Raw genomic sequence first — 15,788 nt, forward strand, 5'->3', positions numbered from 1 at the left:
ACAAGCGGCGTCAACGTCGCACCGCGAGGACCGAAGGGCGTCAACGACAAGCGGCATAAGCGCGTTCTGTCACCGGAACCGGTGAATCATTGCCCTGTTTGCCCCGAAAATAATGCCGCAGACTTTACTCTCCATTACTGTTCGTTTACCGAGCGTTGATGGCCGTCCCCGCCCTCCCGCCTCGGTGTCCCCGCCACTGCACCCCGCACGAGCCGCGACCACGCTGCCCCGGAGGAGACGGGAACATGACCCTCTGCACCCCTGCCCGCACGACCAACCGACCCCGCGTCCAGCGGCCCCACAGTCCGCCGGGCGGCCCACGCCGCTTCCTTATCGCCGGCGCCGACCTCTCCGCCTCGGTCGCCGTCTTCCTGATCGCGCTGCCGCTCTCGCTCGGCATCGCGCTCGCCACCGGAGCCCCGCTCCAGTCCGGCCTGGTCGCCGCCGCCGTCGGCGGCCTGATCGCCGGCCGGTTCGGCGGCTCCCCGCTCCAGGTGAGCGGCCCCGCCGCCGGCCTCACCGTCGTGACCGCCGAGCTCATCCGGCTGTACGGCTGGCGCACCACCTGCGCGATCACCGTCCTCGCCGGACTCGTCCAGCTCGGCCTGTCCGCCCTCCGCGTGGCCCGCTCGGCACTCGCCGTCTCGCCCGCGATCGTGCACGGCATGCTGGCCGGCATCGGCGCCACCATCGCCCTCGCCCAGCTCCACATCGTGCTCGGCGGCACTCCCCAGAGCTCCGCCGTGGGCAACGCCCTCGGCCTGCCCGCCCAGCTGGCGCACGCCCAGCCGGCCGCGCTCGGCATCAGCGCCCTCACCGTGGCCGTACTGCTCTGCTGGCCGCGCCTGCCGGGCCGGGCCGGTCGGCTCGTACGGAAGGTCCCGGCCGCGCTCGTCGCGGTGGCCGGGGCGACGGCGGTGGCCGCGCTCGCCGGGCTCGCCGTGCCCCGGGTCGACCTGCCGTCCTGGAGCAGCCACGCGCTGCCCGGCCTGCCCGAGGGCCCGGTGCTCGGCATCGCGGCCGGGGTGCTCACGATCACCCTGGTCACCAGCGTGCAGTCGCTGCTCTCCGCCGTCGCCGTCGACAAGCTGATCGCCGGCCGCCCCGACCACGGCAAGGGCGTCCCGCGCTCCCGCCTCGACCGCGAACTCGCCGGTCAGGGCGCGGCGAACGTGGTCTCGGGGGCGCTCGGCGGCCTTCCGGTCGCCGGGGTCGCGGTCCGCAGCGTCGCCAACGTCTCGGCGGGCGCGGTGTCCCGCGCCTCCACGATGCTCCACGGCCTGTGGATCGTGCTCGCGGCCCTGCTCCTGGTGCCGGTGCTCGACCTGATCCCGCTGCCGGCGCTCGCCGCGCTGGTCATGGTGGTCGGCCTCCAGATGGTCAGCATCACCCACATCCGTACCGTCACCCGGCACCGCGAGGTCGTCGTCTACGCGGTGACCCTGTCGGGTGTCGTCCTCGTCGGCATCCTGGAGGGCGTCGCTCTCGGCGTCGGCGTGGCCATCGCCGTCGCCCTGCACCGGCTCGCCCGCACCCGGATCACCCGCGAGGAGCGGGACGGCCGTCAGCTGCTGCACGTCCGCGGCCAGTTGACCTTCCTCGCCGTGCCCCGGCTGAGCCGGGCCCTGCACCAGCTGCCGCACGGCTCGGACGTGGTGGTCGAGCTCGACGGGTCCTTCATGGACCACGCCGCCTACGAGACGCTGAGCGACTGGACCGCCGGGCACCTCGCCCACGGCGGGACGGTCGAGACGACCGGCCCGTCCGGCGCCCGGATCGCCGAGCCGGCCCCCGCGACCGCCTCCGCCGGCCATTCCTGCTGCCGTCCCTGGACGCCCTGGCACAACCACCAGTGCGGGGAGCGGCCGGCCGAGCGGACGGAGAGCCAGACCCCCGAGCGCACGACGACGGGGCTGCACCTGGCCAGCGGCATCGGCAAGTTCCAGCGGAACACCGCCCCGCTGGTCCGGGACGAGCTTGCGCGGCTCGCGCGCGAGGGCCAGACGCCCTCGCAGCTCTTCCTGACCTGCGCCGACTCCCGCCTGGTCACGAGCATGATCACGTCGAGCGGCCCCGGCGACCTCTTCACCGTGCGCAACGTCGGCAATCTCGTGCCCCTCCCGGGCGAGGAGAGCGGCGACGACTCGGTGGCGGCGGCGATCGAGTACGCGGTGGACGTGCTGCGGGTCGCGTCGATCACCGTCTGCGGCCACTCCGGCTGCGGCGCGATGCAGGCCCTGCTGAACGCCGGCCCGGACGATCCGCCGACCCCGCTCCGCCGCTGGCTGCGCCACGGCCGGCCCAGCCTGGAGCGGATGGCGAGCCGCAGACACGCCTGGGCCCGGATCTCCGGGCGGCTCCCGGCGGACGCGGTCGAGCAGCTGTGCCTGACGAACGTGGTGCAGCAGCTGGAGCACCTGCGGGCGTACGAGCCGGTGGCGCGGCGCCTCGCCGAGGGCTCGCTGACGCTGCACGGCGTGTACTTCCACGTGGGCGAGGCGCAGGCGTACCTGCTCTCCGGGACGGACGAGGTGCACAGCTACGACGACGTATTCACCCAGGTCATGCCGACCGGGGCCCTGGAACCGGCCCGCGCGTCCTGAACCTTCCGCCCCTGCCGTCCGTGAGACTGTGTGGCCCCTTCTCCCACCGCTCGGGAAGAAGGGGCCCCCGCACGTCGGACAACTCACAGGTCTAAACCAATTGCCTGGATGCTCTTGTCACCCGGGCCTCCGACTGATGAGCTATGACGCGGGACACATACGCACAGAGGACGCCCTGGGAAAGGGAGATGTCGTGAGCAACGAAAGCCTGGCCAATCTGCTTCGGGAAGAGCGTCGATTTTCGCCGCCCGCCGAGCTGGCCGCGCACGCCAACGTGACGGCGGAGGCGTACGAGCAGGCCAAGGCGGACAGGCTGGGCTTCTGGGCCGAGCAGGCCAAGCGCCTGACCTGGGCCACCGAGCCGACCGAGACCCTCGACTGGTCGAACCCGCCGTTCGCCAAGTGGTTCGCGGACGGCGAGCTGAACGTGGCGTACAACTGCGTCGACCGGCACGTCGAAGCCGGTCACGGCGACCGCGTCGCCATCCACTTCGAGGGCGAGCCGGGCGACAGCCGCTCGATCACCTACGCCGAGCTCAAGGACGAGGTCTCCCGGGCCGCCAACGCCCTGACCGAGCTGGGTGTCCGCAAGGGCGACCGGGTCGCCGTCTACCTGCCGATGATCCCCGAGGCCGCCATCACGATGCTGGCCTGCGCCCGTGTCGGCGCCGCCCACTCGGTGGTCTTCGGCGGCTTCTCCGCCGACGCCGTCGCCTCCCGCATCCAGGACGCCGACGCCAAGCTGGTCGTCACCGCCGACGGCGGCTACCGCCGTGGCAAGCCGAGCGCCCTCAAGCCGGCCATCGACGAGGCCGTCGCCAAGTGCCCGCAGGTCGAGCACGTGCTCGTGGTCCGCCGTACGGGCCAGGAGACCGCCTTCACCGAGGGCCGCGACGTCTGGTGGGACGACATCGTCGCCCGCCAGTCCGCCGAGCACACCCCGGAGGCCTTCGAGGCGGAGCACCCGCTCTTCATCCTCTACACCTCCGGCACCACCGGGAAGCCGAAGGGCATCCTGCACACCTCCGGCGGCTACCTCACCCAGGCCGCGTACACCCACGACGCCGTCTTCGACCTCAAGCCGGAGAGCGACGTCTACTGGTGCACCGCCGACATCGGCTGGGTCACCGGGCACTCGTACATCGTCTACGGCCCGCTGGCCAACGGCGCGACGCAGGTCATGTACGAGGGCACCCCGGACACCCCGCACCAGGGCCGGGTCTTCGAGATCGTGCAGAAGTACGGCGTCACGATCCTCTACACGGCGCCGACGCTGATCCGTACGTTCATGAAGTGGGGCGACGACATCCCCGCCAAGTTCGACCTGTCGAGCCTCCGGGTGCTCGGCTCGGTCGGCGAGCCGATCAACCCCGAGGCGTGGGTCTGGTACCGGAAGCACATCGGTGCCGACCGGTGCCCGATCGTGGACACCTGGTGGCAGACCGAGACCGGCGCGATGATGATCTCGCCGCTGCCGGGCGTCACCGAGACCAAGCCGGGCTCCGCCCAGCGTCCGCTGCCGGGCATCTCCGCCACCGTCGTCGACGACGAGGCCAACGAGGTGCCGAACGGCGGCGGTGGCTATCTGGTCCTCACCGAGCCGTGGCCCTCGATGCTCCGCACCATCTGGGGCGACGACCAGCGGTACATCGACACCTACTGGTCCCGCTTCGAGGGCATGTACTTCGCCGGTGACGGGGCCAAGAAGGACGAGGACGGCGACATCTGGCTGCTCGGCCGGGTCGACGACGTCATGCTCGTCTCGGGCCACAACATCTCGACCACCGAGGTCGAGTCGGCGCTCGTCTCGCACCCGGCCGTCGCCGAGGCGGCCGTCGTCGGCGCCGCAGACGAGACCACCGGTCAGGCGATCGTCGCCTTCGTCATCCTGCGCGGTACGGCGAGCGAGGACGAGAGCCTGGTCGCCGACCTCCGCAACCACGTCGGCGCGACCCTCGGCCCGATCGCGAAGCCGAAGCGCGTCCTGCCGGTGGCGGAGCTGCCGAAGACCCGCTCGGGCAAGATCATGCGCCGTCTGCTGCGCGACGTGGCGGAGAACCGGGAGCTGGGTGACGTCACCACGCTGACCGACTCCTCGGTCATGTCGCTCATCCAGACCCAGCTGCCGACCGCGTCCAGCGAGGACTGAGCCGGGGCCGTACGCCACGGCCCGTACGCCACGAGGCCGGGGCCCGTACGCCGGAAGCGCCCGTCCCGATCGATTCGGGGCGGGCGTTTCCGTGTCCGGCCCGAGGGGACGAAAGCCTCATATCTCCCTAGAGTGAATCTCGCCGGACACAACCCCGGCTCGTTAGGTAAGGTAAGGATCGCGTCAGGAACGCGACAGAATTACCTAGGTGAGCCGGGAAGTCTGGTCGGCATGTGCTTCGCCCTGCCTGCCCGACGGAGGTTCACCACGTGTCCGCGCCCACCGACCGCAAATTCCTCGGCCGACTCCCGCTGCCCGAGCGGCGCTTTCTCGCCGACGCCCTGCGTACCGAGACCGTCGGTGGTGTCCTCCTCCTCGTCGCCGCCGTCGCCGCGCTCGTCTGGGCCAACACCCCGCTGAGCGACAGCTACGAGGCCGTCAGCGACTTCCACATAGGCCCGGCCGCCCTCGGCCTCGACCTGTCGATCCAGCACTGGGCCGCCGACGGCCTCCTCGCGATCTTCTTCTTCGTCGCCGGCATCGAGCTCAAGCGCGAACTCGTCGCGGGCGAACTGCGCGACCCCAAGGCCGCGGCGCTCCCCGTCATCGCCGCGATCTGCGGCATGGCCGCGCCCGCCCTCGTCTACGCCCTGGTCAACGCCGTCGGCAACGGCTCCATGGACGGCTGGGCGGTCCCCACCGCCACCGACATCGCCTTCGCGCTCGCCGTCCTCGCGGTCATCGGCACCTCGCTGCCCTCCTCGCTCCGCGCCTTCCTGCTCACCCTCGCCGTCGTCGACGACCTCTTCGCGATCCTGATCATCGCGGTCTTCTTCACCAGCGACCTGAACTTCGCGGCCCTCGGCGGCGCCGTCGCCGGCCTCGTCCTCTTCTGGTTCCTGCTCCGCAAGGACGTCCGGGGCTGGTACGTGTACGTCCCGCTGGCCCTGGTCATCTGGGGCCTGATGTACAACAGCGGCGTCCACGCCACGATCGCCGGTGTCGCCATGGGCCTGATGCTGCGCTGCACCACCCGCGAGGGCGAGGAGCACTCCCCCGGCGAGCACATCGAGCACCTGGTCCGCCCCCTCTCGGCCGGTCTCGCCGTCCCGCTGTTCGCCCTGTTCTCCGCCGGTGTCAGCATCTCCGGCGGCGCGATCCACGACGTGTTCACCCAGCCGGTCACCCTGGGCGTCGTCCTCGGCCTCGTCGTCGGCAAGGCGATCGGCATCTTCGGCGGCACCTGGTTGGCCGCCCGCTTCACCCGGGCGGAGCTCAACCCCGAACTGGCCTGGCCGGACGTGTTCGCCGTCGCCTCGCTCGCCGGGATCGGCTTCACCGTCTCCCTCCTCATCGGCGAGCTGGCCTTCGCCGGCGACGCCGTCCTCACCGACGAGGTGAAGGCCTCCGTCCTCATCGGCTCGCTCATCGCGGCCGTCCTCGCCTCCGTCCTGCTGAAGCTGCGGGTCCGGAAGTACCAGGCGCTCGTCACCGCCGAGGAGCGCGACGAGGACCAGGACGGCATCCCCGACATCTACGAGGAGGACGACCCCGAGTACCACCTCCGGATGGCCGAGATCTACGAGAAGAAGGCCGCCGAGCACCGCGAGCGCGCCCGACTGGCGGGGGCACCGCGCGACGGGGCCGACCGTCCGGCATGATCTGAGTCGGACCGCAGAAAGACTCGGACCGCAGAAGAGAAGAGGGAGCAGCGATGAGCGACCCGTTCGACGGAACCGAGCGCAGCCTCGGCCAGCTGGTCGCCTCGGCGACCGCCGAGATGTCCGCGCTGGTGCACGACGAGATCGCCCTGGCCAAGGCCGAACTCCGCCAGGACGTGAAGCGCGGGGCGTTCGGCAGCATCATGGGGATCGGCGCCATCGTGGTGCTGCTGTTCTCGCTGCCGATGCTGAGCTTCGCGCTCGCGTACGCCATCAACACCTGGACCGGCGGGCACAACGGCAACGGCGGCTGGAACCTCATCTGGTGCTTCCTGCTGTCCTTCGCGTTCAACGTGCTGCTCGCGGGCCTCCTCGGGCTGGTCGCCTGGGCCAAGTTCAAGAAGGTCAAGCCGCCGGAGAAGTCCATCGCCTCCGCCAAGAAGACGGCCGCCGTGCTCTCCACCGTCAAGCCGCACCCCCGCCCCGCGCAGGACAAGGCGCTGGAGAAGGCCTCCGCTGTGGCACGCTCGTCCGTATGACCCTCCCCGAGAGCGGCAACGGCGGGCCCGTACGGCTCGACGGGCCGTGGACCCATCGCGACGTCGCCGCCAACGGCGCCCGTTTCCACATCGCCGAGATGGGCGACGGCCCGCTGGTGCTGCTCCTGCACGGCTTCCCGCAGTTCTGGTGGACCTGGCGCCATCAGCTGCCCGTCCTCGCCGAGGCCGGTTTCCGGGCCGTCGCGATGGACCTGCGCGGGGTCGGCGGCAGCGACCGCACCCCCCGGGGTTACGACCCCGCCAACCTGGCCCTCGACGTCACCGGCGTGATCCGCTCCCTGGGCGAGCCCGACGCGGCGCTCGTCGGCCACGACCTGGGCGGCTACCTCGCCTGGACGGCGGCCGTGATGCGGCCCAAGCTGGTCCGCCGGCTGGTGGTCTCCTCGATGCCGCATCCGCGCCGCTGGCGCTCGGCGATGCTCGCCGACTTCGCCCAGTCGCGGGCCGGCTCGCACGTGTGGGGCTTCCAGCGGCCGTGGCTGCCGGAGCGTCAGCTCGTCGCGGACGACGCCGCGCTGGTGGGCGAGCTGATCCAGGACTGGTCGGGACCGCGCTCCTCGGACGACGAGGCCATCGAGGTGTACCGGCGGGCGATGCTGGTCCCGTCGACGGCGCACTGCTCGATCGAGCCGTACCGCTGGATGGTGCGTTCCCTGGCGCGGCCGGACGGCATCCAGTTCAACCGGCGCATGAAGCGGCCGGTGCGGGTGCCGACGCTGCATCTGCACGGCTCCCTGGACCCGGTGATGCGGACCCGGAGCGCGGCGGGCTCGGGCGAGTACGTGGAGGCGCCGTACCGCTGGCGGCTCTTCGACGGCCTCGGGCACTTCCCTCACGAGGAGGACCCGGTGGCCTTCTCCACGGAGCTGGTCAACTGGCTGAAGGACCCCGAACCCGATCGCTGAAGGACCCGCCCGGTCCGCTGACGGCCCCTCTGTTCCCTCCGGGGCGTACAGACTTCCTTCGAACGGCCATGTGCCCCGCGCATACTCCAATTGGAGTGCCCCGGGGTGGTTACCGACCTTGGGCCCCGGGCAGACGTCGAAGTATGGGCTGGACGCACGACTACGGTGACACGACCGCACACAACCGCCGCTCGGCCGCCGGGCCGGGCCCTCGCGAGGGGGGTGGCGCGCCGGACCTCGGCCGCGCGCACGCCGTGCAGGGGGTGGGGATCTCGCGCATCCTGCGCCGCAGGGCCCGCTGGGTCTCGGCCCGCCTCAGGCATCCACGCGACACCGCCTAGGGCCTGGCCCCCGGGGCCGGTGGGCTACAGGGCGCAGGCCTGGGTGTCGACCTGCTGGTCGGCGGTCCTGCCGCGCTCGATGTCCTCGCGGATCTCGTCGGCCGTCAGTGCGTAGCCGGTGTTGGGGTCGTCGAGGGAGCGGGCGAAGATCACGCCGTAGACCTTGCCGTCCTCGGTGAGGAGCGGGCCGCCGGAGTTCCCCTGGCGGACCGTCGTGTACAGCGAGTACACGTCCCTGCGCACCTCGCCACGGCGGTAGATGTCGGGGCCGTCGGCGTTGATACGGCCCCGGACGCGCGCCGAGCGCACGTCGTACGAGCCGTTCTCCGGGAAGCCGGCGACGATCGCGTCGTCCCCGCTGCGAGCGTCCTCGTCGGTGAAGGACAGCGGTGTGGCCTTGAGGTCCGGCACGTCCAGGACGGCGATGTCTCGCTGCCAGTCGTAGAGGACGACCTTGGCGTCGTAGAGCCTGCCCGTGCCGCCTATCTGGACGGTCGGCTCGTCGACGCCGCCGACGACGTGCGCGTTGGTCATGATCCGGCGGTCGGCGAAGACGAAGCCGGTGCCCTCCAGGACCTTGCCGCAGCTCTGCGCGGTGCCGACGACCTTCACGATGGAGCGCTGGGCGCGGGCGGCGACGGGGCTGTCGGCGAGCTTCGGGTCGGGGGGCATGACCGGGGTGATCGGCTCGTCGGCGAACGGGTTGAAGACCGGGGGGAACCCGCTGCGCGCGAGGGTCGAGGTGAAGTCGGCGAACCAGCCGGACGCCTGATCCGGCATCACCTCCTGCACGCCGAGCAGCACCTTGGAGTTCCGCACCTCCTTGCCGAGGGTGGGCATGGAGGTACGGGCGAGGCCGGAGCCGATCAACCAGGCCACGAGCAGCATGGCGACGACGTTGACGAGGGCGCCGCCGGTGGCGTCCAGGGCGCGCACGGGCGACCAGGTGATGTGGCGGCGCAGCTTGTTGCCCAGGTGGGTGGTGAAGGCCTGGCCGACCGAGGCGCAGACGATGACCACCATCACGAAGACGACCGTCGCCGTGGTCGAGACCTCGCTGTGGTCGGTCAGCTTGTCCCAGAGGATCGGGAGCAGCAGGACGGCGACGAGGCCGCCGCCGAGGAAGCCGATCACCGACAGGATGCCGACGACGAAGCCCTGGCGGTAACCGATGATCGCGAACCACACGGCGGCGAGCAGCAACAAGATGTCCAGCACGTTCACCGTCAATTGCCTCGCAGATTCGTTTTCCGGTCGCCGGGGGCAGCCTGTTCGTTCGCCGGGATCAGCCTGTTCGCCGGGGATCAGCCTGTCATGAGCGCCAGTCGAGCGGGACCTGCTTCGACTGGTCCCAGGGGAGCTCCCAGCCGGAGAAGTGCAGTAGCCGGTCGATCACGCCGGCGGTAAAACCCCAGACCAGAGCGGACGCGACCGTGAACGCGGGGCCCTGGTGGCCGCTCGGGTGGATCGCGGTGGCGCGGTTCCCGGGATCCGTGAGATCCGCCACGGGCACGGTGAAGACCCGGGCGGTCTCGCCGGGGTCGACGACCCCGATCGGGCTGGGGGTGCGCCACCAGCCGAGGACCGGGGTGACGACGAAGCCGCTGACCGGGATGTAGAGCCGGGGCAGCACGCCGAAGAGCTGGACGCCCGCCGGGTCGAGGCCGGTCTCCTCCTCGGCCTCGCGCAGCGCGGCCCGCAGCAGCCCGCCGTCGGCGGGGGCGCCGTCCTCGGGGTCGAGGGCGCCGCCGGGGAAGGAGGGCTGGCCGGCGTGCGAGCGGAGGCTGCCGGCCCGCTCCATGAGCAGCAGCTCCGGTCCGCGCTCGCCCTCGCCGAAGAGGACGAGGACGGCGGACTGCCGTCCGGCGCCGCTCGCGGGCGGCAGGAAGCGGCTCAGCTGCTCCGGCTCGACCGTGCGGGCGGCCCGGTCGACGGGCCCGAGCCAGGCGGGCAGCCCGTCCCTCTTGAGCAGACCGCCGATACCGGGGCCGTGGATCTCTTCGTCAGTGCGCGTCATAGGCACCCCCGTGGTTCACAACGCGATCGGTGTACGGGTTCGTTCCCTCCGGCGGGTCACCCGGAGGGGTGGAGCGGAGGGATCCCGGCGGGGCGGGCTCAGTCGCTCGCGCCCAGTGGGGGCGCCGGGCGGCCGGGGTAGTCCGGCGGCGGGTTGAGCCGCTGGCCGGGGAAGCCGCCCTTCTCGTACTTGAGCAGCTTCCTGGCCTTCTCGGGGTCGGTCTCGCCCTCGCCGTACGAGGGGCAGAGGTGGGTGATCGGGCAGGCGCCGCAGGCGGGCTTGCGGGCGTGGCAGATGCGGCGGCCGTGGAAGATCACCCGGTGCGAGAGCATCGTCCACTCGCTCTTCGGGAAGATCTCGGCGATCTCCGCCTCGATCTTCACCGGGTCCTCCTGCTCGGTCCACTTCCAGCGCCGGACGAGCCGCATGAAGTGGGTGTCGACGGTGATGCCGGGGACCCCGAAGGCGTTGCCCAGGACGACGAAGGCGGTCTTGCGGCCGACGCCGGGGAGCTTGACGAGGTCGTCCAGGCGGCCGGGGACCTCGCCGTCGAACTCGTCCCTGAGGGCGGCGGCGAGGCCCATGATCGACTTGGTCTTGGCGCGGAAGAAGCCGGTCGGCCGGATCAGATCCTCGACCTCCTCGGGCACGGCGGCGGCGAGGTCCTCGGGCGTGGGGTACTTCGCGAAGAGGGCGGGGGTGGTCTGGTTGACCCGCAGGTCGGTGGTCTGGGCCGAGAGGACCGTCGCGACGAGCAGCTCGAAGGGGTTGCGGAAGTCGAGCTCCGGATGGGCGTACGGGTAGACCTCGGCGAGCTCGCGGTTGATCTTCCGGGCGCGACGGACCATCGCGAGCCGCGACTCGGGCTTGGCCGGCTTCACGGTCTGGACGGGCTTGGCGGGCTTGGCCGTCCCGGCGGGCTTCGCTGACTTGGCGGGCTTCGCCGACTTGGCGGGCTCAGCCGCCCCGGCGGCCTTCGCGGGCTTCCGATTCGGCACGGCGGCCTTCCGATTTGCGGCTTTCGCCCGTTTCGACACGCCGTGTTCGCCCACGGCGGAATTACCTTCGGCCGACACTCTTTCAGCCCCCTTGGCCTGCGCTGTCACCGGCGAGTTGGACACCCGGCCAGCCTAGGGGCCACCACCGACATCCGCCCCGGGCATGGCCGATCGGACCCCAATCGGGCCCCTGCCGTACGGACAGGCGGCTCGGTGAGTCAAACTTGTTGTGATTGATCGCACTGTTTTGTACGTCCGGCATCATGGGACCCAGGTCCCTGAGCAGGTCGACAGTATGGAGAGAACTCGTGGACGACGTTCTGCGGCGCGCCCCGCTCTTCGCGGCGCTCGATGACGAGCAGGCTGCCGAGCTGCGCGCCTCGATGAGTGAGGCGACCCTCGCCCGAGGCGACGCGCTCTTCCACGAGGGCGACCCCGGTGACCGCCTCTACGTGGTGACCGAGGGCAAGGTGAAGCTGCACCGCACCTCCCCCGACGGCCGCGAGAACATGCTGGCGGTCCTCGGCCCCGGCGAGCTCATCGGCGAGCTGTCCCTCTTCGACCCGGGCCCGCGCACCGCGACCGCGACCGCGCTGACCGAGGTCAAGCTGCTCGGCCTCGGCCACGGCGACCTCCAGCCCTGGCTGAACGCGCGCCCCGAGGTGGCCACCGCGCTGCTGCGCGCCGTCGCCCGCCGGCTGCGCAAGACCAACGACCAGATGTCCGACCTGGTCTTCTCCGACGTCCCGGGCCGTGTCGCCCGCGCGCTCCTCGACCTGTCGCGCCGCTTCGGCGTGCAGTCGGAGGAGGGCATCCACGTCGTCCACGACCTCACCCAGGAGGAGCTGGCCCAGCTGGTCGGCGCCTCCCGCGAGACGGTCAACAAGGCGCTCGCCGACTTCGCCCAGCGCGGCTGGCTGCGCCTGGAGGCCCGCGCCGTGATCCTGCTGGACGTGGAGCGCCTCGCGAAGCGCTCGCGCTAGTACGCGGGCAGGCAGACGAGGAAGGCCGCCCCGGTCACACGACCGGGGCGGCCTTCCTCGTACGTACGCGGATCGGGTCAGCGCTTGGAGCCGTCCACGATCACCGGGGCGGAGACGCCGTTCCCGCAGGGGACGGTGTAGATCGCGTTCTTCGCGGCCGCCTCCTTGAACGCGTCGATGCACTGGTTCATCAGGACCTTGTCCGTCAGCGACTCGTTGAGGATCTTGTTGGCGCGGGCGATGCCCTCCGCCTCGATCCGGCGCCGGTCGGCCTCGGCCTTGGCGGTACGGGAGGCCTCGGTGGCCCGCTCGGTGGCCTGCTGCTGCTGGATCTTGCGGTCGATCTGGCCCTGGAGGGCGTCCGAGGGCTTCACGTTGCGCAGGTTGACCGTGGTCACGGTGATGCCGCGCGGGGCCAGCCGCTCCTTGATCAGGTCGCCGATCTCGGCGTTGATCTTCTCGCGGTCGGAGGCGTAGCCCTGCTCGCTGGAGTAGCGGGCGAAGACGTTGCGGACGATCTCACGGCTGTCGGGGTAGACCAGCCGCTGCTGGATGGCGTCCTCGGTGCCCGCGAGCTTGTACAGCTCGACGGCCTTGGACGGGACGACGGCCCACTTCACCGTCACCTCGGCGTACATGACACCGCCCTGCGAGGAGCGGACCTCGACCACGTCCTTGTCGGAGAGGTTGAGGTCGACCGGGCGGGTCGAGAAGGTCGTGACGCTGGTGAAAGGCGACTTCACGTGCATGCCCGAGGTCATGGGCGAGCCGACCTTGCCGAACGCGACCGGCACACCGACCTCGTACGCGCTGATCACGTACGTCATGCTCACGATCAACGAGAAGAGACCGGCCAGAACCGCTCCGAGGGCGCCGAACTTCAGGCCCTTGGAGTCGTTGGCGCGGCCGATGAAGAAGAGCACCACTGCGGCTATGACCAGCAGGATGGCGATGACGAACACGGGCGTTCCCCCCGAAAGCTACGGCCAGAAGTAAGCGGAGCGTAAAGCACGGGTCAAGACCGTCGCCGCGCCGGGGCCCACCTCGGGACAGGATCGTGACGCGCGCCTACGCCGCCCCCCGCTCCCGCAGGTACTCCAGCTGCGCCCGTACGGACAGCTCCGCCGCCGGCCACAGCGAGCGGTCCACGTCCGCGTACACATGGGCGACCACCTCGGCCGGCGTCCGGTGGCCGTTCTCGACCGCCGTCTCGACCTGGGCGAGCCGCCCCGCCCGGTGCGCGAGGTAGAACTCCACGGCCCCCTGCGCGTCCTCCAGGACCGGCCCGTGCCCCGGCAGCACCGTGTGGACGCCGTCGTCGACCGTCAGCGAACGCAGCCGCCGCAGCGAGTCCAGGTACTCGCCGAGGCGCCCGTCAGGATGGGCCACCATCGTCGTCCCGCGCCCCAGGATCGTGTCCCCCGTCAGCACCGCCCCGTCGGCGGGCAGATGGAAGGAGAGCGAGTCCGAGGTGTGCCCGGGGGTCGGGACCACCCGCAGCTCCAGGCCGCCGACCGTCAGCACCTCCCCCGCGCCCAGCCCCTCGTCGCCGAGCCGCAGCGCCGGGTCCAGGGCCCGTACGGCCGTCCCGGTCAGCTCGGCGAACCGGCCGGCGCCCTCCGCGTGGTCCGGGTGACCGTGGGTCAGCAGGGTCAGCGCGACCCGCTTCCCGAGCCGCTCGGCGGTCTCGGCCACCCGGCGCAGATGGGTCTCGTCGAGCGGACCCGGGTCGACGACCACGGCCAGGTCCGAGCCGGGCTCCGAGAGGAGCCAGGTGTTGGTGCCGTCGAGGGTCATCGCGGACGGGTTCGGCGCGAGGACGTTCACGGCGCGCGCGGTCGCGGGACCCGACTCCACGAGCCCGCGCGGCTGGCCGGGCAGGGCGGCGGCATCGCTCATCGCGCGCTTCCCATCGGGATGACCTTGGTGAACTCCTCGTGCCCCGGCCAGCTCAGGACCAGCTCGTCGCCCTCCAGACGCGCCTGCGCGAGCACCGGGGTCATGTCCTGCTCCCCCGCCGCCGCGAGCGCCCCGGCCGACGTGCCGTACGGCTCCAGGGCCCGCAGCGTCGAGATCGTCGGCGGCATCATCGTCAGCTCGCCCCGGTCGTAGCCGGCCGCCGCCTCCGACGGGCGGATCCAGACCGTGCGGTCGGCCTCCGTGGAGGCGTTGCGGGTGCGCTGGCCGGCCGGCAGCACGGCCACGAAGAACCAGGTGTCGTACCGCCGCTGCTCGAACTCCGGCGTGATCCACCGCGCCCACGCGCCGAGCAGGTCGGAGCGCAGCACGAGCCCCCGCCGGTCCAGGAAGTCCGCGAAGGACAGCTCCCGGGCGACGAGCGCCTCCCGGTCCCGCTCCCACTCCTCGCCGGTCGTGTCGCCGACCACCGCGTCCTCGGTCTTCCCGGCGAGCAGGACGCCCGCCTCCTCGTACGTCTCGCGCACGGCGGCGCAGACCACCGCCTGGGCCTGCGCGGGCCCGTCGAGGCCGAGCCGGGCCGCCCAGGTCTCCAGGGAGGGGCCCGCCCAGCGCACCGGCTGCTCGTCGCGCGGGTCGACGCCGCCGCCGGGGTAGGCGTACGCGCCGCCCGCGAAGGCCATCGAGGTGCGGCGGCGCAGCATGTGGACCTCGGGCGCGGCCCCGGCGTCCCCGTCCCGCAGCAGCAGGACGGTGGCGGCACGGCGCGGGGTCACCGGCGTGAGCTCACCGGCGGCGAGGGCGCGGATACGGTCGGGCCACTCGGGCGGGTACCACTGACCATTCGACATGGCCGGATGCTATGCGCAAGCATCCGAATGCACGAGAGCCGGTTTCCCATGCTGTGGAAAACCGGCTCCCTGTCGTACGGCTCGGCGGTCAGGCCTCGACCAGCTCCACCTGGACCTCGACCTCGACCGGCGCGTCGAGCGGCAGCACGGCCACGCCGACGGCGCTGCGCGCGTGCACGCCCTTGTCGCCGAGGACCGCGCCGAGCAGCTCGCTGGCGCCGTTGATGACACCCGGCTGCCCGGTGAAGTCGGGGGCGGAGGCGACGAAGCCGACGACCTTCACGACCCGCTTGATCCGGTCCAGGTCACCGGCGACCGACTTCACGGCGGCGAGCGCGTTCAGCGCGCAGGTGGCCGCGAGCTGCTTGGCCTCCTCGGCGGTGACCTCGCCGCCGACCTTGCCGGTCAGCTGGAGCTCTCCGCCCACCATCGGGAGCTGGCCCGAGGTGTAGACGTACACGCCCGACTGCACGGCCGGCTGGTAGGCGGCCAGCGGCGGCACGACCTCCGGCAGGGTCAGGCCGAGCTCGGCGAGCTTCGCCTCCACGGCCCCGCTCACGACTTGGCCCGCTTCAGGTAGGCCACGAGCTGCTCGGGGTTGTTCGGCCCGGGCACGACCTGGACGAGCTCCCAGCCGTCCTCGCCCCAGGTGTCCAGAATCTGCTTGGTCGCGTGCACCAGAAGCGGCACCGTGACGTACTCCCACTTGGTCATGGGGCCGACTGTATCCGTTGGCGCGGGGCGGCTCTCCGAGGCGGCCCCCGAACCTTCCCCTAGGGAGCTTCTCCGGGGCGGCCTCCTGA

General features: G+C 71.7%; 15 protein-coding genes. 7 read left to right on the forward strand and 8 right to left on the reverse strand.

Annotated features, from left to right (window positions below):
* Positions 1 to 245 precede the first annotated feature (245 nt).
* The 6 genes from V4Y03_RS15130 to V4Y03_RS15155 all read left to right on the forward strand — a co-directional run bounded on the left by V4Y03_RS15130 (position 246) and on the right by V4Y03_RS15155 (position 8,219).
* Positions 246 to 2,603 (forward strand): SulP family inorganic anion transporter, encoded by a 2,358-nt coding sequence (locus tag V4Y03_RS15130; RefSeq protein ID WP_332435264.1) that lies wholly within the window; start codon positions 246 to 248, stop codon positions 2,601 to 2,603.
* 193 nt (positions 2,604 to 2,796) lie between these two features.
* The gene (acs, locus tag V4Y03_RS15135) at positions 2,797 to 4,752 is read left to right on the forward strand and encodes an acetate--CoA ligase (protein WP_332435265.1); all 1,956 of its coding nucleotides are present in this window, start codon (positions 2,797 to 2,799) and stop codon (positions 4,750 to 4,752) included.
* A 269-nt stretch (positions 4,753 to 5,021) separates the two neighbouring features.
* Complete coding sequence (gene nhaA / locus V4Y03_RS15140) at positions 5,022 to 6,413, forward strand: Na+/H+ antiporter NhaA (protein ID WP_332435266.1); 1,392 nt, start codon at positions 5,022 to 5,024, stop codon at positions 6,411 to 6,413.
* Positions 6,414 to 6,466: 53 nt separating this feature from the next.
* Positions 6,467 to 6,952 (forward strand): phage holin family protein, encoded by a 486-nt coding sequence (locus V4Y03_RS15145; RefSeq protein ID WP_317876065.1) that lies wholly within the window; start codon positions 6,467 to 6,469, stop codon positions 6,950 to 6,952.
* Positions 6,949 to 7,878, forward strand: a complete 930-nt coding sequence (locus tag V4Y03_RS15150) for an alpha/beta fold hydrolase (RefSeq protein ID WP_317876066.1) — start codon at positions 6,949 to 6,951, stop codon at positions 7,876 to 7,878. The genes V4Y03_RS15145 and V4Y03_RS15150 overlap by 4 nt, the downstream gene beginning before the upstream one ends.
* Positions 7,879 to 8,021: 143 nt before the next feature.
* Positions 8,022 to 8,219: a hypothetical protein gene (locus V4Y03_RS15155; protein ID WP_317876067.1), complete on the forward strand. Its 198-nt coding sequence runs from the start codon at positions 8,022 to 8,024 to the stop codon at positions 8,217 to 8,219.
* Positions 8,220 to 8,243: 24 nt separating this feature from the next.
* Here V4Y03_RS15155 and V4Y03_RS15160 read toward each other — a convergent pair whose 3' ends face one another.
* From V4Y03_RS15160 to nth, 3 genes are all read right to left on the reverse strand, one after another.
* Complete coding sequence (locus V4Y03_RS15160; protein ID WP_332435267.1) at positions 8,244 to 9,443, reverse strand: MarP family serine protease; 1,200 nt, start codon at positions 9,441 to 9,443, stop codon at positions 8,244 to 8,246.
* A gap of 88 nt (positions 9,444 to 9,531) precedes the next feature.
* On the reverse strand, positions 9,532 to 10,236 hold the full coding sequence (locus V4Y03_RS15165) for an NUDIX hydrolase (protein ID WP_332435268.1): 705 nt from the start codon (positions 10,234 to 10,236) through the stop codon (positions 9,532 to 9,534).
* Between the two features lie 98 nt (positions 10,237 to 10,334).
* On the reverse strand, positions 10,335 to 11,288 hold the full coding sequence (gene nth / locus V4Y03_RS15170; RefSeq protein ID WP_443079786.1) for an endonuclease III: 954 nt from the start codon (positions 11,286 to 11,288) through the stop codon (positions 10,335 to 10,337).
* A gap of 254 nt (positions 11,289 to 11,542) precedes the next feature.
* On the opposite strand from nth, the gene V4Y03_RS15175 reads away from it, so the two are divergent.
* Positions 11,543 to 12,217, forward strand: a complete 675-nt coding sequence (locus V4Y03_RS15175) for a Crp/Fnr family transcriptional regulator (protein ID WP_015034542.1) — start codon at positions 11,543 to 11,545, stop codon at positions 12,215 to 12,217.
* Between the two features lie 77 nt (positions 12,218 to 12,294).
* On the opposite strand, the gene V4Y03_RS15180 is transcribed toward V4Y03_RS15175, so the two are convergent.
* The 5 genes from V4Y03_RS15180 to V4Y03_RS15200 all read right to left on the reverse strand — a co-directional run bounded on the left by V4Y03_RS15180 (position 12,295) and on the right by V4Y03_RS15200 (position 15,699).
* A complete protein-coding gene (locus V4Y03_RS15180; protein ID WP_317876070.1) occupies positions 12,295 to 13,179 on the reverse strand; it encodes a prohibitin family protein in 885 nt (294 codons plus the stop codon).
* A 106-nt stretch (positions 13,180 to 13,285) separates the two neighbouring features.
* Positions 13,286 to 14,116 carry an MBL fold metallo-hydrolase gene (locus V4Y03_RS15185; protein ID WP_332435269.1) on the reverse strand — a complete coding sequence of 277 codons (831 nt, stop codon included), beginning with the start codon at positions 14,114 to 14,116 and terminating at the stop codon, positions 13,286 to 13,288.
* Positions 14,113 to 14,985, reverse strand: a complete 873-nt coding sequence (locus V4Y03_RS15190) for an NUDIX hydrolase (RefSeq protein ID WP_332435270.1) — start codon at positions 14,983 to 14,985, stop codon at positions 14,113 to 14,115. Before V4Y03_RS15190 ends, V4Y03_RS15185 begins: the two co-directional genes overlap by 4 nt.
* Positions 14,986 to 15,073: 88 nt before the next feature.
* On the reverse strand, positions 15,074 to 15,544 hold the full coding sequence (locus tag V4Y03_RS15195) for a RidA family protein (RefSeq protein WP_317875707.1): 471 nt from the start codon (positions 15,542 to 15,544) through the stop codon (positions 15,074 to 15,076).
* A complete protein-coding gene (locus V4Y03_RS15200) occupies positions 15,541 to 15,699 on the reverse strand; it encodes a DUF4177 domain-containing protein (RefSeq protein ID WP_015034547.1) in 159 nt (52 codons plus the stop codon). The genes V4Y03_RS15195 and V4Y03_RS15200 overlap by 4 nt, the downstream gene beginning before the upstream one ends.
* Between the last annotated feature and the right edge of the window lie 89 nt (positions 15,700 to 15,788).

This window comes from Streptomyces sp. P9-A4, assembly GCF_036634195.1.
Lineage (GTDB): Bacteria > Actinomycetota > Actinomycetes > Streptomycetales > Streptomycetaceae > Streptomyces.

Excerpts from the sequence above, each read along its gene's own strand:
- V4Y03_RS15190 (WP_332435270.1), bottom strand. The coding sequence starts at position 14,985 with ATGTCGAATGGTCAGTGGTACCCGCCCGAGTGGCCCGACCGTATCCGC.
- V4Y03_RS15200 (WP_015034547.1), bottom strand. The coding sequence starts at position 15,699 with ATGACCAAGTGGGAGTACGTCACGGTGCCGCTTCTGGTGCACGCGACC.
- V4Y03_RS15185 (WP_332435269.1), bottom strand. The coding sequence starts at position 14,116 with ATGAGCGATGCCGCCGCCCTGCCCGGCCAGCCGCGCGGGCTCGTGGAG.
- V4Y03_RS15155 (WP_317876067.1), top strand. The coding sequence starts at position 8,022 with ATGGGCTGGACGCACGACTACGGTGACACGACCGCACACAACCGCCGC.
- V4Y03_RS15150 (WP_317876066.1), top strand. The coding sequence starts at position 6,949 with ATGACCCTCCCCGAGAGCGGCAACGGCGGGCCCGTACGGCTCGACGGG.
- V4Y03_RS15145 (WP_317876065.1), top strand. The coding sequence starts at position 6,467 with ATGAGCGACCCGTTCGACGGAACCGAGCGCAGCCTCGGCCAGCTGGTC.
- V4Y03_RS15165 (WP_332435268.1), bottom strand. The coding sequence starts at position 10,236 with ATGACGCGCACTGACGAAGAGATCCACGGCCCCGGTATCGGCGGTCTG.
- V4Y03_RS15130 (WP_332435264.1), top strand. The coding sequence starts at position 246 with ATGACCCTCTGCACCCCTGCCCGCACGACCAACCGACCCCGCGTCCAG.